This is a genomic window from Algoriphagus sp., from assembly GCF_039969895.1.
Taxonomy (GTDB): Bacteria; Bacteroidota; Bacteroidia; order Cytophagales; family Cyclobacteriaceae; genus Algoriphagus.
Genome location: NZ_JBDVMZ010000021.1, coordinates 483,367 through 505,644, shown reverse-complemented (window position 1 = coordinate 505,644; position 22,278 = coordinate 483,367). Strand labels below are relative to the sequence as shown.

Annotated in this window: 15 protein-coding genes; 10 read left to right on the top strand and 5 right to left on the bottom strand. The window is 42.8% G+C overall.

Annotation, left to right across the window (positions count from 1 at the left end):
• Positions 1-153: 153 nt before the first annotated feature.
• The gene (locus tag ABJH64_RS16840; protein ID WP_348275622.1) at positions 154-804 is read right to left on the bottom strand and encodes a bifunctional 4-hydroxy-2-oxoglutarate aldolase/2-dehydro-3-deoxy-phosphogluconate aldolase; all 651 of its coding nucleotides are present in this window, start codon (positions 802-804) and stop codon (positions 154-156) included.
• Positions 805-1,014: 210 nt separating this feature from the next.
• On the opposite strand from ABJH64_RS16840, the gene ABJH64_RS16835 reads away from it, so the two are divergent.
• Entirely contained in the window at positions 1,015-1,452 is a 438-nt protein-coding gene (locus tag ABJH64_RS16835) for an Rrf2 family transcriptional regulator (protein WP_348275623.1), read from the top strand.
• 173 nt (positions 1,453-1,625) lie between these two features.
• On the opposite strand, the gene ABJH64_RS16830 is transcribed toward ABJH64_RS16835, so the two are convergent.
• On the bottom strand, positions 1,626-4,109 hold the full coding sequence (locus tag ABJH64_RS16830) for a DPP IV N-terminal domain-containing protein (RefSeq protein ID WP_348275624.1): 2,484 nt from the start codon (positions 4,107-4,109) through the stop codon (positions 1,626-1,628).
• 249 nt (positions 4,110-4,358) lie between these two features.
• Here ABJH64_RS16830 and nrfH point away from each other — a divergent pair, with 249 nt between their 5' ends.
• The 5 genes from nrfH (at position 4,359) to ABJH64_RS16805 (ending at position 12,187) form a co-directional block, all read left to right on the top strand.
• The gene (nrfH, locus tag ABJH64_RS16825; protein ID WP_348275625.1) at positions 4,359-4,997 is read left to right on the top strand and encodes a cytochrome c nitrite reductase small subunit; all 639 of its coding nucleotides are present in this window, start codon (positions 4,359-4,361) and stop codon (positions 4,995-4,997) included.
• 232 nt (positions 4,998-5,229) lie between these two features.
• A complete protein-coding gene (gene nrfA / locus ABJH64_RS16820) occupies positions 5,230-6,726 on the top strand; it encodes an ammonia-forming cytochrome c nitrite reductase (RefSeq protein ID WP_348275626.1) in 1,497 nt (498 codons plus the stop codon).
• An 81-nt stretch (positions 6,727-6,807) separates the two neighbouring features.
• A complete protein-coding gene (ccsA, locus tag ABJH64_RS16815; protein ID WP_348275627.1) occupies positions 6,808-9,906 on the top strand; it encodes a cytochrome c biogenesis protein CcsA in 3,099 nt (1,032 codons plus the stop codon).
• 172 nt (positions 9,907-10,078) lie between these two features.
• Entirely contained in the window at positions 10,079-10,954 is an 876-nt protein-coding gene (locus tag ABJH64_RS16810) for a UDP-2,3-diacylglucosamine diphosphatase (RefSeq protein ID WP_348275628.1), read from the top strand.
• Between the two features lie 111 nt (positions 10,955-11,065).
• A complete protein-coding gene (locus tag ABJH64_RS16805; protein WP_348275629.1) occupies positions 11,066-12,187 on the top strand; it encodes a glycosyltransferase family protein in 1,122 nt (373 codons plus the stop codon).
• Between the two features lie 8 nt (positions 12,188-12,195).
• Here the strand turns inward: ABJH64_RS16805 and ABJH64_RS16800 are convergent, their stop codons facing one another.
• Together ABJH64_RS16800 and ABJH64_RS16795 are read right to left on the bottom strand one after the other, a co-directional pair.
• Positions 12,196-14,634 carry a M56 family metallopeptidase gene (locus ABJH64_RS16800; protein WP_348275630.1) on the bottom strand — a complete coding sequence of 813 codons (2,439 nt, stop codon included), beginning with the start codon at positions 14,632-14,634 and terminating at the stop codon, positions 12,196-12,198.
• The gene (locus ABJH64_RS16795; RefSeq protein WP_348275631.1) at positions 14,631-14,999 is read right to left on the bottom strand and encodes a BlaI/MecI/CopY family transcriptional regulator; all 369 of its coding nucleotides are present in this window, start codon (positions 14,997-14,999) and stop codon (positions 14,631-14,633) included. The genes ABJH64_RS16800 and ABJH64_RS16795 overlap by 4 nt, the downstream gene beginning before the upstream one ends.
• 313 nt (positions 15,000-15,312) lie before the next feature.
• On the opposite strand from ABJH64_RS16795, the gene ABJH64_RS16790 reads away from it, so the two are divergent.
• The 3 genes from ABJH64_RS16790 to ABJH64_RS16780 are packed head-to-tail and all read left to right on the top strand — an operon-like array spanning position 15,313 to position 18,872.
• Entirely contained in the window at positions 15,313-17,988 is a 2,676-nt protein-coding gene (locus tag ABJH64_RS16790; RefSeq protein ID WP_348275632.1) for a glucosidase, read from the top strand.
• On the top strand, positions 17,963-18,562 hold the full coding sequence (locus tag ABJH64_RS16785) for a ribonuclease HII (RefSeq protein WP_348275634.1): 600 nt from the start codon (positions 17,963-17,965) through the stop codon (positions 18,560-18,562). Before ABJH64_RS16790 ends, ABJH64_RS16785 begins: the two co-directional genes overlap by 26 nt.
• A 13-nt stretch (positions 18,563-18,575) precedes the next feature.
• Positions 18,576-18,872, top strand: coding sequence for a hypothetical protein (locus ABJH64_RS16780; protein WP_348275633.1), 297 nt, complete (start codon positions 18,576-18,578; stop codon positions 18,870-18,872).
• Between the two features lie 347 nt (positions 18,873-19,219).
• On the opposite strand, the gene proS is transcribed toward ABJH64_RS16780, so the two are convergent.
• Entirely contained in the window at positions 19,220-20,701 is a 1,482-nt protein-coding gene (proS, locus tag ABJH64_RS16775; protein WP_348276137.1) for a proline--tRNA ligase, read from the bottom strand.
• A 122-nt stretch (positions 20,702-20,823) separates the two neighbouring features.
• Between proS and ABJH64_RS16770 the strand changes: the two genes are divergently transcribed.
• Entirely contained in the window at positions 20,824-22,173 is a 1,350-nt protein-coding gene (locus ABJH64_RS16770) for a hypothetical protein (RefSeq protein WP_348276136.1), read from the top strand.
• Positions 22,174-22,278: the final 105 nt, after the last annotated feature.

The window sequence follows — 22,278 nt, the reverse complement described above, 5'->3', positions numbered from 1 at the left end:
TAACCGCTAAGGACGCGAAGTTGGCGCAAAGAGCATTTTAGGGATAATCTGCCATCTTGAGTTCCTTTCTTGAGACCGCTACATTGCGTTTGACTTCTTCCAACTTGAGAAGGGACAATCAGAACTCCACATATTTAATTGTATTTCCAACACTCATTCCTTACAAAACTCCGCTATCTCTGCCTTCACATTTTCAAAATGTTTTTTCAATCCTTCGAAGTCACCTGCCTTAACCAGGTTTTTATCAATCAGCGAACTACCCATTCCTACTCCGAAAGCTCCCGCTTCAAAGAATGAATATATATTAGCCTTTGACACTCCACCAGTAGGAAGTAGTTTGACCTGATCCAGGGGTCCCAACACATCTTTGATAAACTCAACCCCAAGCTTGGTAGCGGGGAAAACCTTTACAGCAGAAGCTCCCAATGACCAGGCTTTATAGATCTCAGTTGGCGTAAAAGCTCCTGGAAAAATCGGGATATGAGCATCCACCGCATGCTCAATCACCGCTTCTGTGATGATGGGTGTGACGATAAATTGGGAACCAGCATCTATAGCATCCCTCAACTCAGTCAAACTACAAACTGTACCAGCTCCAATAGTTAGAGAAGGAAACTTATCTCTCAATTTTGAAATAATTAATCCTGCCCCTGCTGTATTCATCGTGACTTCTAGGGAGGTAAAACCTGCGGCTTCATAAGCTTGCGCGATGTTGAGAACAGTCTCCATACCTTGCCCTCTAATAATCCCTACGATTGGAGCCTTATGAAATCGTTCCCAAAAAAGTGAATTCGTATTTTCCATCTTTTGCTAGTTTGGCTGAAATGATCAATGATCTTTTGTACTCAGGGTACTAGGGCTAAAGCTAAGCACTTTTGGAAAGACCAACCCAACTTAAAGGTTTAACTAGTCCACTATGACTAGATTAATTTTCAAAATATTAAATTTAATAGCGGACAGAATTGTCCGTATTTCAAAATATCTTACATTTGGAATTATACTAGAATAGGTCAAATGTTTTCTAAATCATGTGAGTACGGGCTCAGGGCAACAATTTTCATAGCAGAGAGATCCTCTGCCAGTGAACGGGTAGGCTTAAAAGCTATTGCCCAGGCGATTGATTCTCCAGAAGCTTTTACGGCAAAGATTCTTCAAGTCCTCACAAAAAACAACATCGTAACCGGCATCAAAGGCCCTAACGGAGGCTTTATGATAGAGGAGGAACGAATGAGTGAAATAAAACTCATTGAGATAATTACTATTCTAGATGGGGATAAAATATTTTTTGGCTGTGGCCTAGGTCTAGCCCAATGTGATGATAAATTCCCGTGTCCACTGCACAATCAATTTGTGAAAGTGAAGGTAGAATTGCGAAAAATGTTTGAAAGAAATACCCTTCGAGATATCATCTACAGTAATAATCGCAAGAATTTGTTTTGGCTTAGGCGGTAAGATTACCTCTTGATTATCGACTTCGATGCCAATAATCTAAAAAAGCCCAATTCCTCACAGAATCGGGCTTTGACTTTTAGATGAAATCTCTAATCTCTATTTCTCTAATCTCTAATCTCTATTTCTCAAATCTCTAATCTCTTTTCTCAAATCTCTTTTCTCAAATCTCTAACTTATTTCGTCAGCGGCTTATCTCGCAGCATCTCGACCATATCCACCGGCGGAGGGGTATTGTCACCCAGCAAATGTTGAACGAAATAATCTCCCATTCTCCAGAAGAAATACTCCGTCATATCCCCATAGCCGTGACGCTGCCCAGGAAGTAAGACAAAATCGAATCGCTTACCAGCTTTCATCAGCATATTCGCCATACGAATTGAGTTGGCCGGATGCACATTATTATCCACATCTCCATGAGAAAGCATCAGGTGCCCCTTTAAGTTTTTCGCCAAATCAGGATTCTTCTCGATCTGATAGATAAACGTCGTGTCACCTTTGGCATTTATCTGCTCCTTCACGCCGTGATGCTTCTCAGACCACCAGCGATTGTAAATGTTGTTTTCGTGATTTCCGGCAGATGAAACAGCCACTTTGAAGATATCAGGATAAACCAGCATTGCTGCCGTGGACATAAATCCTCCACCAGAATGCCCATGAATCCCAACTTTAGAGGCATCGATGAACTCATGACGATCCGCTAATTGCTCGATTGCAGCCTTTTTATCCGCCAGTCCATAATCTCTCAAATCTCCGTAACCGTAGTTGTGATACCACTTGGAGCGGCCAGGATGACCACCTCTATTTCCAAGCGTCACTACTACAAAGCCAAACTGAGCCAGACGATCTGTACGATCCATTCTGGCAGAAAAAGCCTTGTCCACCGCCTCTGTTTGAGGGCCAGGATAGACATATTGGATCAGTGGATATTTTCTCGTAGAGTCAAAGTCAAACGGCTTGTACATCACCCCATACAAATCTGTGATTCCGTCGTCTGCTTTAAAAGTGAAAGGCTCTGGGAATTGATAGCCTGCGGCAAAAAGATTGCTCAAATCTGCCGTTTCCAAATCCATGATTTTCGCACCAGTTCTATCGTGCAAGGTGGATACAGGTACCGTATTTACTCTGGAATAAGTATTCACAAAAAAGCTTCCTGCATCATTCATAACAGAAGAATGATTGAAATCACCTTTGTTCAACAGGGTAATCGCTCCTCCGTCTAAACTCACGGAATACAAATGCTCATAATAAGGATCTTCCCCTTTTTCGCGTCCATTCGCCACAAAGAATAAACGTCTCCCCTTTTCATCCACGCGCTCTACTCGATCTGTGTGAAAAGCACCAGAAGTCAACTGTCTTTTCAGCGTTCCGTCTTTGCCATATAAGTAGAAATGTCCCCAGCCGTCACGCTCAGACCAGAAAATCAGCTCATCTCCACCATTGACTAACTCTGGGCGAGGAAAATCTATGTAAGTATTGCTTCGCTCTTCGATCACCACTTCTTTGGTACCAGTAGTCAAGTTCCATCTTGCGATATCCACTCGCTTGAGGTCTCTGGAGGTAATCCCAAAATAGAATTCATCTGCATCACCTAGCCAAGTAGAAGCCCTAAAATCATCATCGCGCGCATTGGCCGGAGCTGGAGCCGAATAGAGATTCACCGACTGATCTTTGAAGGTAGCAATCGGCAGGTTTTTCATTTCTTTGCTGTCAAAGGAATAGTGATACACGTACTCAATCGGCTGCTCCTTATCTCCCGGCATCGCATATTTGTACGTCTCCAAAGTCGGACGTGGATCGCGGGTGTTATGAAGCACCCACAGGTCCTTTACTTTTCTTTGGTCTGTTCTGGAAATCACAAATTCTGAAGAAGCTTCATTCCAAAGCACTCCAGCACGCTTCCTCTTGTCCTTATTTTTCTCCATTTCTTCATTATCCTCTCCTCTTCCACTAGATCCATAGGCAAAATCCTCCACTCCATCCTCGGTAAGCTGGTGTTCTACCACAGTACTATCTTTCTCGTCTTTTACCGCTTTCAAGAAGTTCTCTTTGTCCATCCAATACAGGTTGTTATGCTTCGCAAAAACGATTTTGGATGAATCTGGGGCAATATTCGCCCAGGAAGCTCTCTCGGGATCTTTAGGCGCATCGGTGATCTCTGTTAGCTGCTGATTGCTGATAGTATAATGGAAGACAAAGGTTTTTTTCTCCATAGAATCCTTCTTGCTTTTGTCTTTGGCTTTAATCTCTGCCCAGTCCTTTTTCAATACTTCCTCAGTACCTTTGACTTTGAATCGGATGGTGTTTTCGTCCTCAAGAAATTTCAACGACTCTAATTTCAGGTGTTGCCCATCTACAGGATCTTTGGTTATTCTGGTGATTTCCATGGCTAGTTTGTCCTTGTCGAAAAGCTGGCTTTTGGTCTTTTTAACTGGATCGACTAGGTACCAATTGCGGCCTTCGCTGGTTTCGTATTCGTACCAAAAACGATCTGATTTTTTCAACCAATGCGGTGAAACCGATGTGGAAAAAACCATTCTTTTCATTTTCTCCGGAGAAAACCGGGCTGCCATTTCATAATTTCCTTCGTACACCTGCTCTTGGGAAAAGCCGGTAGTCCAAGTCAGAAGGAAGGCAAATGCGAGTAATGTTTGCTTCATAGTAGTTCGTCTATTTGGGAAAACGAAACTAAATCAAAGTAGAAAAACTCCACTCACCATTAATGTAATTTACCGTATGGACTTGCTAGTCGATATTCAGTACAATTGCGTGAAGAATGGGATTTTCATTTTTGCTTCCACATCTACCGTCAAAAACATGACATTAGTCATTAACACGCTATTTTAGGCTGGAATGGTATCAGAGCTTACCTTATAATTTCATATTTTTAAACAGAAAAATCTCCTGAAATGGCACTTCCAAATTCTTTCAAGCGATTCCTGTTCAGATCCAGCCTGGTGCCTCCGCACAATTGGAGGAAGGCTGCGATTGTTTTAGTAGCCATGATTGTAGGGCTAGGCTTTTTCATATTAAAAATCAGTAACGCCACGTCCTACCTCTCTGATGATCCACAAGCCTGCGTGAATTGCCACATCATGACGCCTCAATACATCACTTGGACGCATAGTTCTCACCGAGAAGTCACGGATTGCAACTCATGCCATGTCCCCCATGACAATGTGGTGAATAAGTATTTCTTCAAAGCAAAAGATGGGCTCTACCACGCCTCGGTATTTACCGCCAGAATGGAGCCTGAGGTGATAGTCGCCAAGCAGGCCTCCGCAAATGTGATTCAAAACAACTGCATTCGCTGTCATCAGGATCAAGTGACAGATGCAAAAACAGAAGCCTTTGTAGCAGATCACCTCGAAAATCGAACGGGGAGAACTTGCTGGGATTGTCACAGAGAAGTACCTCATGGAAGAGTTCGGAGTCTGTCTGCAATAGGAGCTCAGATCGAGCCTATCAAAGAGTATAGCCCAAAAGATCTATCCATAGTCCCTTCTTGGCTCAAAGAATCAATGGATAATTCCAAAACCTCAAACTAAGTAACTATGAAACCGAGTTTGATTCAAACTTCACAGAGAGAAATGACTACTGACCAGGCAAGATTCTCCCGAAGAAAAATCGGGACAGATCATCTGAACTATAAAATTAAATTATAAACACATGAAATCGAGCCTGCCTGGGGCAGACAGTCATGGCGAATAACGTCACACACCGGGATGATTATAACCATGCGAGATTCCATATGGCCATTAAAGATCAAATTATAAACATATGAAAAACTGGATACTTTTCTTGGGAACAGCAGTGGTAGTATTCCTGCTTGCGCTATTGGCACTAAATATTTTTGATCGTAGAAACGAGGCGAAATTCGCTTATCAGCCAAAAGTACAGCTGGAAGGAATAGAGCCTCGAGACTCGGTATGGGGAGAAAATTATCCTCGGCAGTATCAATCCTATATGAAAACCAAAGACACCACCTTCGTGAGCATGATCAATACGGGGGGTACGAACGATATGCTGGAGTCAAATCCTGAGTTCGTCATTCTCTGGGCTGGGTATGCGTTCAGTAAGGATTATAATTCTCCTCGAGGTCACGCGTATGCAATCGATGATATCCATCAGACACTTCGTACTGGAGCTCCTATGCAGCCGGGAGACGGAGTGATGCCAAGTACCTGCTGGACTTGTAAAAGCCCCGATGTGCCAAGATTGATGAGTGAAATCGGAGTGACTGAATTCTACAGCAGTAAATTTTCAGACTTTGGCTCGGAGATCATTAACCCTATCGGATGTGCAGATTGCCACAATCCTGAAACCATGAAACTCACTATCACAAGGCCTGCGTTGATAGAGGCATTTGAAGCCATGGGCAAAAACATCGACGAAGCCTCGCATCAAGAGATGCGCTCGCTAGTTTGCGCTCAGTGTCACGTCGAGTATTATTTTGATAAGAAAAAGCCAGATGCTGAAGGAGCAAATTACTTGACCTTCCCATGGAAAGACGGCATGGACGTGGATAATGTAGAAAAGTACTACGACAACATACAATTTGCAGACTGGGTAAATCCGCTAAGTAAAACACCCATGCTGAAGGCTCAGCATCCAGATTATGAAATTTACTCTCAGGGAGTACACGCCAAGCGTGGGGTGAGTTGTGCAGATTGTCACATGCCTTATCAGTCAGAAGGCGGTCAGAAATTCACTAATCACCAAATAGGCTCTCCTCTTTCTAATGTAGAAAATTCCTGCTTTGTATGTCATCGGGAGAAAGTAGATGCGCTAGTCTCTGATGTATATGAGCGACAGGCTAAGATCAAAGAAGGGTCTAGCAAACTACAGACACAAATTGCCATGGCACACATAGAAGCGAAAAAAGCTTGGGAACTTGGTGCTACAGAAGCTCAGATGAAGACTATCCAAACAGGAATCCGTCATGCGCAATGGAGATGGGATTACTCTGTAGCTTCACATGGGGCGGCATTTCATGCTCCTTTAGAAACCAGCCGTATCATTTCTTCAGGCATGGCGATCATCCAAGAAGCTCGAATAGAACTGACTAGATTGCTAGCAAGTCTTGGCTTCAATGAGCCAGTGCCCATGCCTGACTTTACGAGCAAAGATGCCGTGCAAACCTACATTGGGCTAGATATCCCTGCGGAAAGAGCTGCCAAAGCAGATTTCCTACAGCAAGTAGTACCTCAATGGCTAAAAGACGGCAAAGCAAGAGAATCAAAAATGGGTTCAAAAGCGGTAAGCAGCTCCAAATAAAACGAGTTGAACTTATTCTACCCTTTCAATCCAACCTCAGCAAGTGCTCAGCTATCCTATCTGAGCACATAGTATTTCCCAATGAAACACCTACTTTCTACCCGTGTCACACTGGTCTTGCTTCTTATTCTGGCAGGATCAATGGGGGCAGCTACCTTTATAGAAAATGATCACGGCACAGCCACGGCCAGAACTTTAGTATATGAAGCTTGGTGGTTTGAGGTGGTGATGATTTGGCTTTGTGTCAACTTCATTGCCCACATCAAACAGTACAGGCTGTTCAGCAAGGGGAAATTACCGCTTGGTCTCTTTCATGCAGCTTTCATAGTGATCATCCTAGGTGCTGGAGTCACCCGTCTTTTCAGCAAAGAAGGCATCATTCATATCCGCGTGGGATCAGCAGAAAATACCTATTATTCGGTGGGAAACTACCTTCAGCTAGCCTCCCAAGAAGGTGAGATTAAGCTTGAAAAAGCTGAGTTTGTCTCCAAAACATTTACTCCACAATCGTCCACTGTATCTCTGGATGGACATGATTTTCAAGTCAACTACGAACAATACATCCCTTCTGCTAGAATTGGGTATGCTCCGGGAGAGGAAACAATTCTTGAAGTATCCCTACTGACCAATGGTGAGCGTAACGACATGATTGTTCGTCCGGGTCAGCTGATAGACGTAGGTGAGTTGCTCGTAGGGATTGACCACCCAGAGGAGCAGGATATCAAAATCTGGCATACGGATACGGCTTGGATGATTTCTACGAAAGTTCACCTGCAACTCATGGAGATGAGTACGCAGCAGATGGGCATAGTCCACGAAGGAAGTACAGAGAAACTGAAGCTCAGAACTCTCTACCAATGGGAAAACGGTGCCATGGTCATCAAGTCAATACAAGATAATGTAAAGCTTATCTATACTCCTGAACTGGATGAGAATGTAGCTGAAAATTACGTAGATGCGCTTAAAGTTTCCATTGCTGACCCAGAAGGCAATTTGCTCTCTGAAGGGTATTTCCCCAAAGTCAGCTTCAAACCTGAATGGAAAACCTTCAGCTACCAAGGTAAAACCTACCAGCTCACCTATGGCCCAAAAAAAGAACAGCTTCCTTTTTCCCTCTATCTCAATGCATTTGAGCTCGACCGATACCCAGGATCTCAGAGCCCATCTAGCTATGCCAGTGAAGTCATGGTGCAGGATGAAGGTAAGGAATGGCCCGTTAGAATCTACATGAATAACGTCCTAGATCATAAAGGCTATCGCTTTTACCAATCTTCTTATGACTCTGACGAAGCGGGAACTGTCTTGTCAATCAACCAAGATAGACCAGGAACCTACCTCACCTATTTTGGCTACACACTACTTACGATAGGAATGTTTTTGACACTTTTTGCACCAGGTAGCAGGTTCAGCATACTTCAAAAGAAACTTGCTAAACTCTCCAAAACTGCTGGAATTTTTCTTTTACTGTTGCTGGCAAACGAAAGTCTGGCATCTGATTCTATTGCCAGGTATCTAGTTCCCGAAGAAAAAGCCATGGAATATGGGCGACTGATCGTCCAAGATTTAGACGGCAGGATGAAGCCACTTAATACCTTGGCCAATGAGATAATGCGCAAGCTGAGTGGCGGAAGTACAATTAAAATTCCGATGGGGGAAGCTAGTGTTACAATGACTCCTGAGCAATTTCTGCTGGCGGTGCAGCTTGACCCGGCCGGCTTTAGTGAACTTCCCCTGATCAAGATTGATCAGAAAAAATCCCAGGAAGTTTTTCAGGCTCTGGGAAAAGAACCTACAGATAGGCTGCGTTTTGTGGACTTTGTAAATGAGGAAGGCACTTATCTGTTAGGTGATTTGGTGGAAAAAGCAACCCTACTCAAGCCCTCCGAGCGAAATGAAGGACATAAGGAGCTGCTCAAAACAGATGAGCGTTTCAATATTTTCTACGGTATTTTGATAGGAGATTTCCTCAAACTCTACCCAAACAAAATAGACGATAATAATACCTGGTACACAAGCCAACAGTTCGCCATGGGCTTTGACGAAGAGGACGCAGTTTTCGTACAGAACATCGGAAATCTCTACTTGTCCAATCTCGCTGAAGGAATCAAGACCGGCAATTGGGAAGAAGCAGATGAAGCATTAGAGTATATTGCGCTATTTCAGCAAACTGCAGGAGCGGAAGTTTATCCTTCTGAGAATGAAATTGAGGCAGAACTGCTCTATACGCAACTTAATTTAGGAAATCGTCTATTCGGATACTTCTGGGTTTTGGGATTTCTCATGCTTGTGATCGGTATTATAAGATTGTTCAAATCTGGAAATGCACTGGAAGTTTACTGGAAATTCGGCACTATGCTCACCTGGGTTGGTTTGATACTGTTCACCTTTCATTTGAGTTTACGCTGGTATATCGCAAAGCACCCACCTTGGTCGGATGGTTTTGAGATGCTGGTGTTTGTGGCTTGGTGCATTTTATTAGTTGGATTGATATTTTCACAAAAATCCAGATTTACCATTCCGCTTTCCCTACTCTTCGCCGGAACTTTATTATTTGTAGGGTTCTTGGATTGGCTGAATCCTGAGATTACGAACCTTATGCCGGTGCTTCACTCCTATTGGTTGAAAATCCACGTGGCCATCATTGTGAGCAGTTATGCACCATTGGCTTTGGCAGCGATCATCGCTTTGCTTAGCCTTTTCTTGATCATCTTCAAGCCCACCACTCCGAATCCGCGTTGGTGGCTTTCTATGAAAGAATTGATTGTGGTGAACGAGTTGGCAGTTACCATCGGACTTTTCCTACTTACCATAGGAACCTTCCTCGGTGGAGTTTGGGCAAATGAAAGCTGGGGCCGATACTGGGCTTGGGATCCAAAGGAAACCTGGGCCTTAATTTCCGTTTTGGTGTATGTGATTGTGTTGCATTTACGATTGGTGCCTGCCACCAAAAATTCCATCGTCTATAACCTCGCCTCCCTCTGGGCTTTCAGCTCAATTATCATGACCTCTTTCGGAGTGAATTACTACCTCAGTGGATTGCATTCCTATGCCAAAGGCGATCCCGTACCTGTACCAACTTGGGTTTATTTTGCTGTTGCTTCGCTGCTTCTCATCTCAGTAGTAGCCATATTCAGGTATAAAAAACTAAGTGCTGAAGAAAAGTTAAATTTGTACATCTGATAAATTATTTCTCTTAAATTCAGTCGATTCTACCTACCCACCAGGATTTTCACATCTTCTTAACCCTCAGGTTACATCAGGCAACTAACCACTGGAATTCTTACTAGTTTTTTAATGATTAGCTGACACTGAGTTTAAGTGGGCTTTTTACCTTTCTACCAAAAGCAGAACCGTGAAAACCCACTTCAAAACTATCGTCATATCCGATGTACACTTGGGCACCAAGGGCTCCAAAGCCAAAGAAATTGCACGGTTTCTCAAGCAGTACAGTTGTGAAAATCTCATCCTAAACGGTGACATCATCGACGGCTGGCAACTTAAGAAATCAGGAGCATGGAAGCGAAAACACACACGATTTTTCAACCGAATCCTGAAAATGATAGAAACCCACCACACGAAGGTGTACTATCTCCGAGGCAATCATGACGATTTTCTAGATCAAATCCTTCCCTTCCAGCTAGGGAATCTCTCGATTCAAAAAGATATGATCTATGAAAGTCATGGCAAAAAATACTTCATTACGCATGGAGATGTGTTTGACAGTATCACCACTAATCTTCGTTGGATCGCCTATCTGGGAGATGTTGGTTACACTTTTCTTCTCTGGCTGAATAGTGTAGTTAATCACTACCGCATAAAGCGGGGCCTACCCTATTTCTCACTTTCTCAGTACGTAAAAGGTAAGGTCAAATCAGCTGTCTCATACATCGATCAATACGAGGAAGAGTTGGCTAAGATGGCCAAAGCAAAGGGCTGCGATGGGATCATCTGCGGACACATCCACAAACCAGAAAATAGAAGCATCGACGGAATCCACTACATGAATTCTGGAGATTGGGTAGAGACCATGAGTGCTCTAGCGGAGGATCAGGACGGCAACTGGCAGTTGATCTTCTTCAATGAAATCAACTTCAAAGAAACCATGGACGATAGCCTACATCGATTTTTTATCGGCAAGTCGGAATCGAATGTAGTACCTCTGAGAGAGGTTTCATTCGTCAAACCCAATGATGACCATGATACTCCTGCCATTTCCTCCATCCAATGAGATCCTACCGGAAGAAAAACATCCCTAGCACAAGTAAAAATCTGCCGGGGGTCATTCTCCAAAAGGAAAGTCTGAATTGGATATGTACCTACAGCAAAACAGTATAAGCTTATGAGATTTCTATTTATTGTTCAGGGTGAAGGGAGAGGACACATGACACAAGCCATTGCTTTTGCTAAAATGCTAAAAAAACAAGGGCATGAGCTGGTCGGAGTAATCGTAGGCAAATCAAAGCGCAGAGAGATTCCTGAGTTTTTTTGCCGAGAAATCCCCGCACCTATTTATCTGGTAGAAAGTCCAAATTTCGCTTGTGATTCTACTCAAAAAAAGATTTTGATTGGAAAAACCATCAGAACCAACCTAGCCAAATCAGGCATATTTTGGCGAAGCCTACAGCAAATCAACACGCTGGTTCAAGCGGAAAAGCCAGACATCATCCTGAATTTTTACGATTTATTGGGCGGATTTTATAATGCGCTTTTTAGACCAAAGGCTGATTTCTGGGTAATTGGGCATCAATACTTGATTGATCATCCCACGTTCAGATTTGCCCCGTCAAAAGGGTTGAATAAATTCCTATTTAAACTCAACACGAGGCTGACTGCCATTGGAGCCACTCAAAAACTGGCGCTCTCGTTTAGCTACTTACCTTCGACACGGGACATTACAGTTGTTCCACCTTTGCTCCGAGAGGAAGTGAAAAAACTCAAGACCACTCCAGGCTATTTTTACCTAACCTACCTGGTGAATCCAGGCTATTCATCCGAGGTCATCTCTTTTGCAAAAGCAAATCCTACCCTGCAAATCCGCGCCTATTGGGATGGAAAAGACGCTAAAAAAACGGAGTTCTTGCTACCAAACCTGAGTTTTCATCGTGTTCATGACCAACATTTCCTTCAAGATATGGCTGCATGCAAAGGGCTGGTAAGTACGGCTGGCTTTGAGTCTATTTGCGAAGCGATGTATTTGGGCAAGCCGGTGATGGTCATTCCAGTGAAAGGGCAATACGAGCAAGCCTGCAATGCGCTGGAAACTGTTCATGCCGGTGCAGGAATTGCCTCAAATAATTTTGATTTTGGTAAGTTGGAAAAACTTATTCAGTCAGGATTTAAACCAACTGATTCTCTATCAGAATGGACTGAAACTTGGTCTGCTGTCTTCGAACAGCTCCTTCCTGAAACAAAAATGACTGAACCAGATCTTATCCTGACTCAGTCACTTTTGTTAGACTAGTTGCAATCCTAACAGTTATTCAAAGCTCTCTGCTCTGGGCTGAGTTCTGATATGGCTTTGAAAATGACCTCTCCATTTTCCTCTACCCGGTAGTAAGGAAAGTTTACCATTTTCACCTGGCGTCTCTCTGGAGCCGCCATGCTGAGAAACTTCTCTTGCAACTCATTGTACAGCTGGAACATTGCTTTTCGCTCCGACATGGATAGATAGGCGTCATTTCTACCACTATTACGCTTCAATTCGTATTGGTAATAGACTTTCTTGTAAGCTTCCACTTGTTTTGCTGGCGGAGGTGGAGGAGGCAATTTGCTAAGCTCATCAGCAGTCAGATCTTCTCTCATTTTATAATAAACCTCTCCATTCGACTCCAACTTCATGTACGGCGCAAAAGGATGAATAGGTCGTTCAACTTTTGCTTTGTCATGAAATGGGATCTGGAAATACATACTTCCCAATTCAGAGAACATATCTGTCAGCTCCTGCTGTTCGGTTTTGCTTCTTGTTACGAAATGTGGAGCTTGGTCTCGAAGCTTTTCATAGGCTGCATTAGCATCTTTGTAAGCTTGAAGTTGATCTTGGATCTGCGCAGCTTTTACAGCAGGAGGCCATTTGGATGAAGTTTCACTTTTCTGTTCGGCCACAGGATCATTAACTTTTTTCACCCAAGGTTTGCCATGATTTGTTCGCTTATCAGATGGATAGAGATAAAATTTATCATCTTTTGTCAGCGGATCTCCATTGCCAGATTTAGCTCCGTAGGCATTTTCATACCCCTCAAGACTATACATATGGACTTGATGTTCCTGAGGAAAGCGCTCAGAACGCGCATTCTCATGCACGAAACTATCAAAGAACATAGCAATATCAGAAGTATTCATATCCGCTAGTTGAGTATTTGGAATCACCTTAGCATCCAGCCAAAGCGCGTAATTCTCCTTGTTCTTCCAAGCTTCAAATTCAGCAGTGCTAGGTTTCTTTTTCGCAGGGGGTTTTAATGGTCCCAACAACATTGACTTTTCAGACTCTGAAAGTTCATTGTATGATTTCTGAATCAACTCCTTTGATTCATTCTCAACGAAAATCGATGCATTTCTGTAATACTTTTCTTTCTCCTCCTCCTGTGCTGCTGTAAGTCCGGGTTTTTGAACTTGCAGTAGATTGACAGATACCTCTTGACCATTTTGTATGAATTGCTCACTACTTAATTCTTCAAACTCCTCCGTAGCGCTAGATGCATAGTAAATCCTACGAATCTCCAGATCTCTTAAGACTGCCTGAAAATCACTCAAATTCCCCATAGAAAGTCCTGATTCAGTGACCAAATTAATCTTTACATCACCCTGTGATTTTTTAGTCTCGCTTATCAACTCCTTTACAGCGTCCAAGTCATACTGCTCATTTTTATAGTGAATCAAACCGTCTGGTTTCAGCATGAAAGTCAAATCAAAATCCATAGGCTCGAGATATTTTTGATTTGCGGTGTTTACATACACTTCACTCTCTGTAGATACACGCTCTTGTTTTGCAGCTACTCTTTCACCGAAAAAGTAAACCATACCTCCCAGCATTGGAACCAAGATCAATAACTTGATCCAGCCATTTGCACTCATTGATTTTCTCTTCATCATTTCAAATCGTTTTTTGGTTAATGAAAAATTCAGGGTACTTGCCAAGCCATATTTCTGCTCTGACTGCATTATCGCTAGTAGTTGGCTTTCGTATTTTTCCAGAGGAGTGCTGCGCAAAGCCTCTGCATCTGCTATAAATTCATGGTTGAGTTTGATAGCTGCTTTCGCCCAATACAATCCTGGATGAAACCATAAGGGAATCATCAGAGCTTCGATAAATAAAATATCCCAGCTATGTTTTTGCTCCACATGTGTGCGCTCATGCTCAAAAACAGCATCGGTGAATTTCCCGGTTTCCAGATCTGATTCTGATACGAAAATGTATTTTAAAAATGAATAAGGAAGAGATTCCTCCTTAAGCAAAACAAGGGTCTGATCTCTGTAGCTAACCTTCACATTTCGCTGAATCTGATTGACAAGCACTTTGATATTTCTCACAAATCGATACAAGAAAATAAGTGAAATCAGCCCATATAGCCCAATTAGAGGGTATTCCCAATTGAAAGGGGTTTTGGCCATTGATTCAACTACCTGCTCCTCATTGAATTTCTGACTTGACTCTTTAGAGTAAAAAGGTTCAGAAATACTCTCTGATGGTACAGCTTCAGAATAAACAGGCGTAGCATTGATTTCGACTGGAGTGGCTACTATTTCCGCAGGAACCTCTATGGTATAAAGAGGAATCAGAAATGAAGCTACAACCGAGAACAACAGGAAAAATCGATTGAACCTATGCATCGCTTCTGACTGTAAAAGAAGTCGGTGAACTCCCAGCAGGATAAGTAGGCAGAGCGTAGATTTAAGTAAGTAAATCATCATTTCTTCAAGTTTAGCTGGTCATCAATGATACTTTTCAAGTGTAGAAGCTCCTCTTCGGAGAGTTCGGCTTTTTTGGTAAAAAAGGAAGCAAACTGTGCCGGCGAGTCATTGAAGAAGTTTTTGATCAAACCTTTCAGATGCTTAGCAAAGTAACTTTCCTTAGTGACTAGCGGATAGTATTCTCGTAGTTTTCCAGCCGCCTCATAGCCTACAAATTCCTTTTCTTGCATCCGCTTGAGTAACGTAGAGATCGTGGTAGTAGCAGGTTTTGGCTCCTTGTATGCATCCAACAGATCCTTCATAAAAGCCCTTTTCAGCCTCCACAAATGGTTCATCAATTCCTCTTCTGCTCTGGATAGTTTCATAGTATGACAATCAAGTTACATCTACAAATGTAGAACATTATTTTATATCTACAAGTGTAGAGGTAAATTTAATCTATTAATTTTGAGTGAACATTTAATTCGATTCCTATCAGCAATTCAATAGTTTTGCGAGAGCTTTTGAAAGTCTTTTACCCCAAACAAACCAGACTTAACCACTGTTCTTCACTTGAACCAAAGGCATCATTCATTAGCATATCCAAAAAAAGGCCTCCATTTCTTAATTGGAAGTTTAACTTTGAAAGGTTACTAGATGGAGTTTGATAATTCGAAAATTGCCCTAAGAAAGATTTTAATGTCAGCTGAAAATATAAGATTACAAGAGGATAAAAATTTCACCAAGCACTGGAAGAAATGGGGACCTTACCTCACGGAAAGACAATGGGGAACCGTAAGGGAGGATTATAGCCCGGATGGATCAGCTTGGGAAAACGTCACCCACGATGATGCCCGAAGCAAAGCCTACCGTTGGGGCGAGGAAGGAATTGGGGGGATTTCGGATTCAAAACAGAAATTTTGCCTAAGCTGGGCATTTTGGAATGGCAAAGATCCATTTATCAAAGAGCGACTCTTTGGGCTTACTGGAAATCAGGGAAACCACGGAGAGGATGTGAAGGAAATCTACTATTACTTAGATTCTACCCCGACGCACAGCTACATGAAGATGCTTTACAAGTATCCTCAAGCTGAGTTTCCATATCAGCACCTTTTGGAAGAGAATAACAAGAGAACCAAGTTAGATCCAGAATACGAACTGATTGACACCGGTATTTTTGACGAAGACAAATACTTTGACATCTTCATTGAGTATGCTAAGCAAGATGTGGAAGACATCATTGCGGTGGCAACAATCCATAATCGAGGGCCTGAGGAAGCGAAAATTTGGGTAATGCCCACGCTTTGGTTTAGAAAAACCTGGCTCACAGGTCACGAACCATTTATGCCCAAGCTTACTAAAACTGGTGATGCTTCCATCAAAGCTTTCAACCCAAAATCAGGCAATTACTCCATTACTTTTGATGGCAATCCTGATCTGAAGTTTTGTGATAACGAGACCAACCGGGAGCGGATCTATAACATAGGTAACGAGAAGAAATTTCTCAAAGATGCCATCAACGATTTTGTTGTTCAGGGTGACTCAAAACATATTAATCCTGCTAACAGAGGCACCAAAGCCGCAGCGATCTATCAGATAACTATTCCAGCAGGCGAAAGCCGACAGGTAAAACTTAGACTTCAACATCAGATAGAAGATAACCCTCTGGAAATCTGCGACAGCTGCCTTGATACGCGCAAAAAAGAAGCGGATGAATTCTATGCAGAACTTCAAGCGCGCGTTCTTGATCCGGATCTGGTGAATATTCAGCGTCAAGCCTATGCGGGAATGATGTGGTCCAAGCAGTTCTATTATTACGATGTGGAACGTTGGCTGGAAGGTGATGTAGGGCGATATGTTCCGCCAAAAGAGCGAAAGAAAGGTAGAAACAGCGAATGGAAGCACCTGCAGAATTATGATATTATCTCTATGCCGGACAAATGGGAATATCCTTGGTACGCGGCATGGGACTTAGCTTTTCACGCTATTCCATTGGCAAGACTTGACCCTGAATTTGCCAAATGTCAGTTGCTGCTTCTCCTGAATGAATGGTACATGCATCCCAACGGGCAGATTCCCGCATACGAATGGAACTTCTCCGATGTCAATCCTCCAGTTTTGGCCTGGGCTATTCAACGTGTCTATCAGATTGACATGAAAGCCAATAATGGCAAAGGCGATCAGGAATTTTTAGAGCGAGCCTTGCATAAATTGATGCTCAATTTCACCTGGTGGGTCAATCAAAAAGATAGTGATGGCAAAAACATCTTTGAGGGAGGCTTCCTGGGGCTGGATAATATCTCCGTATTTGACCGAAGTCATGCACAGAGATATCATGGCAAACTGGAGCAAGCGGATGCCACTTCCTGGATGGCTATGTTCTCTCTGAACTTGCTCAGAATTTCTCTGGACTTATGTGAGTTCAATACGGTTTATCAATTCACTGCCACCAAATTCCTCGAGCACTTTCTCTACATAGCCGGTGCGATGAATAACATCTCAGAAGAGCATATCTCGCTTTGGGACGATGAGGACAACTTCTTCTACGACGTCTTCCACATCCCAGGCAAAGATCCACGCAAGATGAAAGTACGATCCATCGTGGGTTTGATCCCCCTTTTCGCAGTAGAACCTATTCGCGAAGATCTATTCTCGAAGCTACATGAGTTTAAAAAACGCTTGGATTTTTTCCTTAAAGAAAAACCAAAACTAGCGGCACTAGTCTCCAGCTGGATACAGCCTGGCTACGACAGACGAAGGCTCTTCTCACTTTTGAGAGGACATAGGATGAAATCTGTCTTGCAAAAAATGCTGGATTCTGACGAATTCCTAAGTGATTACGGCATCAGGTCACTATCTAAATACCACGAGAAAAATCCCTATTCAATGAACCTGGGCGGAGAAATTCTATCCGTAAAATATACCCCAGGCGAATCAGACACGGTGATGTTCGGTGGAAATTCCAACTGGCGAGGGCCGATTTGGTTTCCCATCAATTTTCTCCTGATCGAGTCCTTGAAGAAATTTGACTTCTACTACGGTGGAGATTTCTCTATAGAATATCCAACTGGCTCGGGAAAATACATGACCATGGATATCATCGCTAAGGAGCTCTCGCTACGATGCATGCGAATTTTCATGAAGGACAAGGATGGAAACCGGCCTGTCTATGTGGCTAGTCATAAAAAACACCAGGAAGATCCACACTTCAAGGATTACATTCTCTTTTACGAATATTTTCATGGAGACAGCGGCGCTGGCCTGGGCGCCTCACATCAGACTGGATGGACTGGACTGATCACGGAGATGATCCACAAATTCTATAAAATCAGAGAAGACCAAGATCATGATTCTAAAACCCTTTTTAGAAGCTAATCGGCTAGAAGCAGGATGTGATGAGGTAGGCCGGGGTTGTTTGGCTGGGCCAGTGGTAGCGGCAGCGGTTATTTTGCCTGGCAGCTATGCTAATCCATGGATAAATGATTCTAAGAAGTTAGGAAAAAAACAACGAGAAGATCTGATTGAAGAAATTAAGGATAGAGCTCTGGCTTGGCAAATCGCTGAAGCAAGTGTGGCCGAAATCGACAAAATCAACATACTCAATGCCTCCTTCTTAGCCATGACCCGAGCTGTAGAAGGTCTCAAAGTCAAGCCTGAGCATTTATTGATTGATGGAAATCGCTGGAAGTCCAAGCTGACTATCCCTCATACTTGCGTGATTAAAGGCGATGGGAAATATGCGAGTATCGCTGCAGCATCTATTCTAGCCAAAGTTCATAGAGATCAGTTCATGGAAAAATTGTCGATTCAATTTCCTCACTACGCCTGGGAGCGAAATGCTGGCTACCCCACGGAAGCTCATCGTTCGGGAATCGAAGAATTCGGTGACTGTATCTGGCATAGAAAGAGCTTTAGGTTACTCAAAGACCAGCTGAAAATAGCGTTATAAACCCAGAAAAACCATGACGGAGAGCGATGCAAACCACAGACAAAGTATATTACAAGCTATCAGAACTTTGTCGGCCTGCGACACGCAAGTTTTCAGCGCTGCTATTTCGATGATGATGTCTAATGAGTGGAAGGAAATTGATGATGTTTTTGATATTGGTGAGGAATACTCATTTACCCTTACTCAACTAGAAACTGCAGAAGACCTGAACGTGCGGTTACTTACCCGCACCATCAAAGAAATCCGGCAAACCATAGACTCTCTGCGGAATCTAAATGGCATTTTGGATGAAGAACTAGATCCTATATGAAAAGCATGAATCACCCGTTCCCTCCGACCTGAAGTTTGAGCCGAGGTCTTTTCGCTTAGAGAAAAAAGATGATTTGGGAAGTGACATGATTTCGGATTACCTTATTTTTCGACTAGTAGATACAAGCTGTTAACAGAAAAGAGCCAAAAGCAGAATAGAATTTGGTCAACTTAAGCATTGAAGTCACTTCGGTCACCGGTCTTAGGACTTCTAGTTGGTTAAGTAAAGGAATTCTGTGTACCGCTAAGGTTCCAAATAATTTGAAAACACTGTAAGCAAACTATTAAAAAAGCTCCCAAAAAGTTAGACACTTCATGGGAGCTTGTAAATTATCTAAATAAGGTATTTTAGTAAGCCTTGGCAAAAAGCACTCTTCCTTTGGATGGTTTGCCTGAATACACACAGTTTCCAGATTCTTCTTTTCTATCTAATGGAATGCATCTGATGGTTGCTTTGGTCAGTTCTTTGATTTTCTCTTCAGTCTCAGCAGTACCATCCCAGTGAGCAGAAAGGAAACCTGCTTTCCCATCCAATACCTCTTTGAACTCATCCCAAGAATTCACCTCAGTGGTCATCTCACCTTTGAATTTCAGAGCTTTTGCGTAAATGCTTGTTTGAATTTCTTCTAGTAGTTCGGTTATTTTCTCAGTAATCGGTTGAGAAGTGAGCTCAAATTGTTCCTTAGTCAACGTGTCTCTTCTAGCTATTTCTATAGTACCATTTTCCAAATCTCTTGGGCCTATAGCAATTCTCAACGGGACTCCTTTCAACTCGTGCTCAGCAAATTTAAAGCCTGGCTTGTGAGTGTCACGGTTATCATATTTCACAGAAACCCCAACTTTGCGAAGCACAGCCATGATTCCATTAACTTTCTCGGTGATCGCTTCCAGCTCTTCATCTTTTCTGTAGATTGGAATAATTACGACTTGTATTGGCGCCAATTTTGGAGGTAGCACCAATCCATTATCGTCAGAATGCGCCATAATCAAAGCGCCCATCAAGCGCGTGCTTACGCCCCAGGAAGTTCCCCATACAAATTCGAGACCTCCTTCTTTGGTAGCAAATTTCACATCGAAAGCTTGAGCAAAATTTTGTCCAAGAAAATGAGAGGTACCTGCCTGAAGTGCTTTTCCATCTTGCATCAACGCCTCAATACACAAGGTGTCATCAGCTCCCGCAAAACGCTCGCTTTCAGTTTTCCTTCCTCTCACCACTGGCAAGGCCATAAACTCCTCAGCGAAGTCCGCATAGACATTCATCATCTGTAGAGTCTCTGCCTCGGCCTCTGCCTTAGTTGCATGAGCCGTGTGACCTTCCTGCCATAGAAATTCAGTAGTACGCAAGAAAAATCTCGTTCTCATTTCCCACCGTACCACATTTGCCCACTGATTAATTAACAGAGGGAGATCTCTATAGGATTGAACCCAATTTTTATAAGTGCTCCAAATCACTGTCTCAGATGTAGGTCGAACGATAAGTTCTTCTTCCAGCTTTGCTTCGGGATCTACAATTACTCCGCTTCCATCTTCTGCATTTTTCAGTCTATAATGAGTAACCACTGCGCACTCCTTCGCAAAACCTTCCACATGCTTAGCCTCCTTACTTAAAAAAGACTTGGGTATAAAAAGCGGAAAATATGCATTCGAATGACCTGTTTCTTTGAACATGCGGTCGAGTTCTGCTTGCATCTTCTCCCAAATAGAATAGCCGTAAGGTTTAATGACCATGCATCCTCTGACAGCTGAATTCTCCGCTAAATCGGCTTTTTTAACTAACTCGTTGTACCAAAGTGAATAATCCTCACTTCTTTTAGGTAGACCTTTACTCATTGTGATTGGTTGGAATACAGATTATGGTTATTTTTGCTAACTTATGCGGGGCAAATATAAACCAAAAAGTATAACCCTTCACCCTTGCTCTCGTATAAGAAAGTAACAATTAAACTTCTCCTATGAAGAATTCTGCAATATTAACAACATCTGTTATCCTCGGTTCATTAGTCTTAGCTTCGTGCAGCACGAACAAATTAGCGACTACTGACACCAATGATAATTTGTATTTCATGGCTTCCGATGCAAAGGTAGCTACTGAATATGCTGTACAAAACAACAATCCGGAACAATTCCAGCCCCTTTCATCTGCTACTGAAACTATTCCTCAGGAGAGTTTTAGCTCAAGAAATGTAAACCCAGACTATATCGCTAGATATCAAGCGGAAGAACCTTCTTCTCAGAATGATGTCGTTTATTTCGATGAAGCAAGTGGCGAAGCATATAACCCAGACATTGATGCGTACAATAATTTCAGAACATCTAATTCTGGTTCTAACTCCAACTTCAATCCGTCTTTATCCTTTAACATGGGGATGATGTATGGAATGGGAGGTATGGGTATGATGTACGGTATGAACCCTTGGGGAATGGGTGGATTTTATGATCCATTCATGGGTTTTGGTCCAAGGTTTAGTATGAACATCGGGTTTGGCTTTGGCTACAATCCGTTCTTTTCACCATTTTATTACAGACCATCTTTTGGTATGATGGGCTTCTATGATCCTTGGGGGCCAGCGTACGGTTGGGGTTATCCAGGTTTTGGGTATTACCCAGTGTACCCTTCCAATCCCATTTACATCTTGCCAGGTGGAGAATATGGAGATCGCAGAGTGGTTACAGGACCTAGACCTACCAGAGGTTCATCTCTTGCTGCATCCTCTAGAGGCTCCAATGTATCGAACGCCGCGCTTCAGCCAAGCACAGCACGCGCCAATGCACGCAGAGATGTTTTGAATAACAGTAGTAGCGCAACCTCCAGAAGAGTAGTGTCCAATTCTGATAATTCAAGAGTATCTGCGAGAGATTTTAGCTCCTCTCAAAACGACTATTACAACTCTACTTCCAGATCAGGAACGTCTAGAAATATAGGTTCAGCTGCGATGGATAGAGGCGCATCTACTCGAAGCGCTATGCCTTCAGCAAGACCTAATTATGGTACTTCTACCAATTCAAGAAGCGTTGATGCTGGAAGAGGTGGTTCAGTGAGAAGTACTTATCCTTCAACTAATAGCAGAACAACAAGTCCTTCCTACAATAGAAGTAATGTACCTAATAGAACCACATCACCGTCATATAATAGAGGTACTACAAATACAAATACTAGAACGGTTACTCCTACTAGATCAATAGAGCCATCTAGAAGTTCTTCTCCTACATACAGCTCACCATCAAGAAGTACCGGTGGATCAACAGGAGGAGCTACAAGATCAACCAGCTCCACTCCTACAAGATCTGGAAGAGGAACCTAATTAGAAGTCACAAACATCAACAAATAAGGCAGTGGATTCACTGCCTTATTTGTTGATACCTGATCGGTGCTTTAGGCTGGTTATCTGCTTTTCACAAAAGATTAT

Excerpts from the sequence above, each read along its gene's own strand:
- ABJH64_RS16840 (WP_348275622.1), bottom strand. The coding sequence starts at position 804 with ATGGAAAATACGAATTCACTTTTTTGGGAACGATTTCATAAGGCTCCA.
- ABJH64_RS16835 (WP_348275623.1), top strand. The coding sequence starts at position 1,015 with ATGTTTTCTAAATCATGTGAGTACGGGCTCAGGGCAACAATTTTCATA.
- ABJH64_RS16830 (WP_348275624.1), bottom strand. The coding sequence starts at position 4,109 with ATGAAGCAAACATTACTCGCATTTGCCTTCCTTCTGACTTGGACTACC.
- nrfH (WP_348275625.1), top strand. The coding sequence starts at position 4,359 with ATGGCACTTCCAAATTCTTTCAAGCGATTCCTGTTCAGATCCAGCCTG.
- nrfA (WP_348275626.1), top strand. The coding sequence starts at position 5,230 with ATGAAAAACTGGATACTTTTCTTGGGAACAGCAGTGGTAGTATTCCTG.
- ccsA (WP_348275627.1), top strand. The coding sequence starts at position 6,808 with ATGAAACACCTACTTTCTACCCGTGTCACACTGGTCTTGCTTCTTATT.
- ABJH64_RS16805 (WP_348275629.1), top strand. The coding sequence starts at position 11,066 with ATGAGATTTCTATTTATTGTTCAGGGTGAAGGGAGAGGACACATGACA.
- ABJH64_RS16800 (WP_348275630.1), bottom strand. The coding sequence starts at position 14,634 with ATGATGATTTACTTACTTAAATCTACGCTCTGCCTACTTATCCTGCTG.
- ABJH64_RS16795 (WP_348275631.1), bottom strand. The coding sequence starts at position 14,999 with ATGAAACTATCCAGAGCAGAAGAGGAATTGATGAACCATTTGTGGAGG.
- ABJH64_RS16790 (WP_348275632.1), top strand. The coding sequence starts at position 15,313 with ATGTCAGCTGAAAATATAAGATTACAAGAGGATAAAAATTTCACCAAG.
- ABJH64_RS16780 (WP_348275633.1), top strand. The coding sequence starts at position 18,576 with ATGACGGAGAGCGATGCAAACCACAGACAAAGTATATTACAAGCTATC.
- proS (WP_348276137.1), bottom strand. The coding sequence starts at position 20,701 with ATGAGTAAAGGTCTACCTAAAAGAAGTGAGGATTATTCACTTTGGTAC.
- ABJH64_RS16770 (WP_348276136.1), top strand. The coding sequence starts at position 20,824 with ATGAAGAATTCTGCAATATTAACAACATCTGTTATCCTCGGTTCATTA.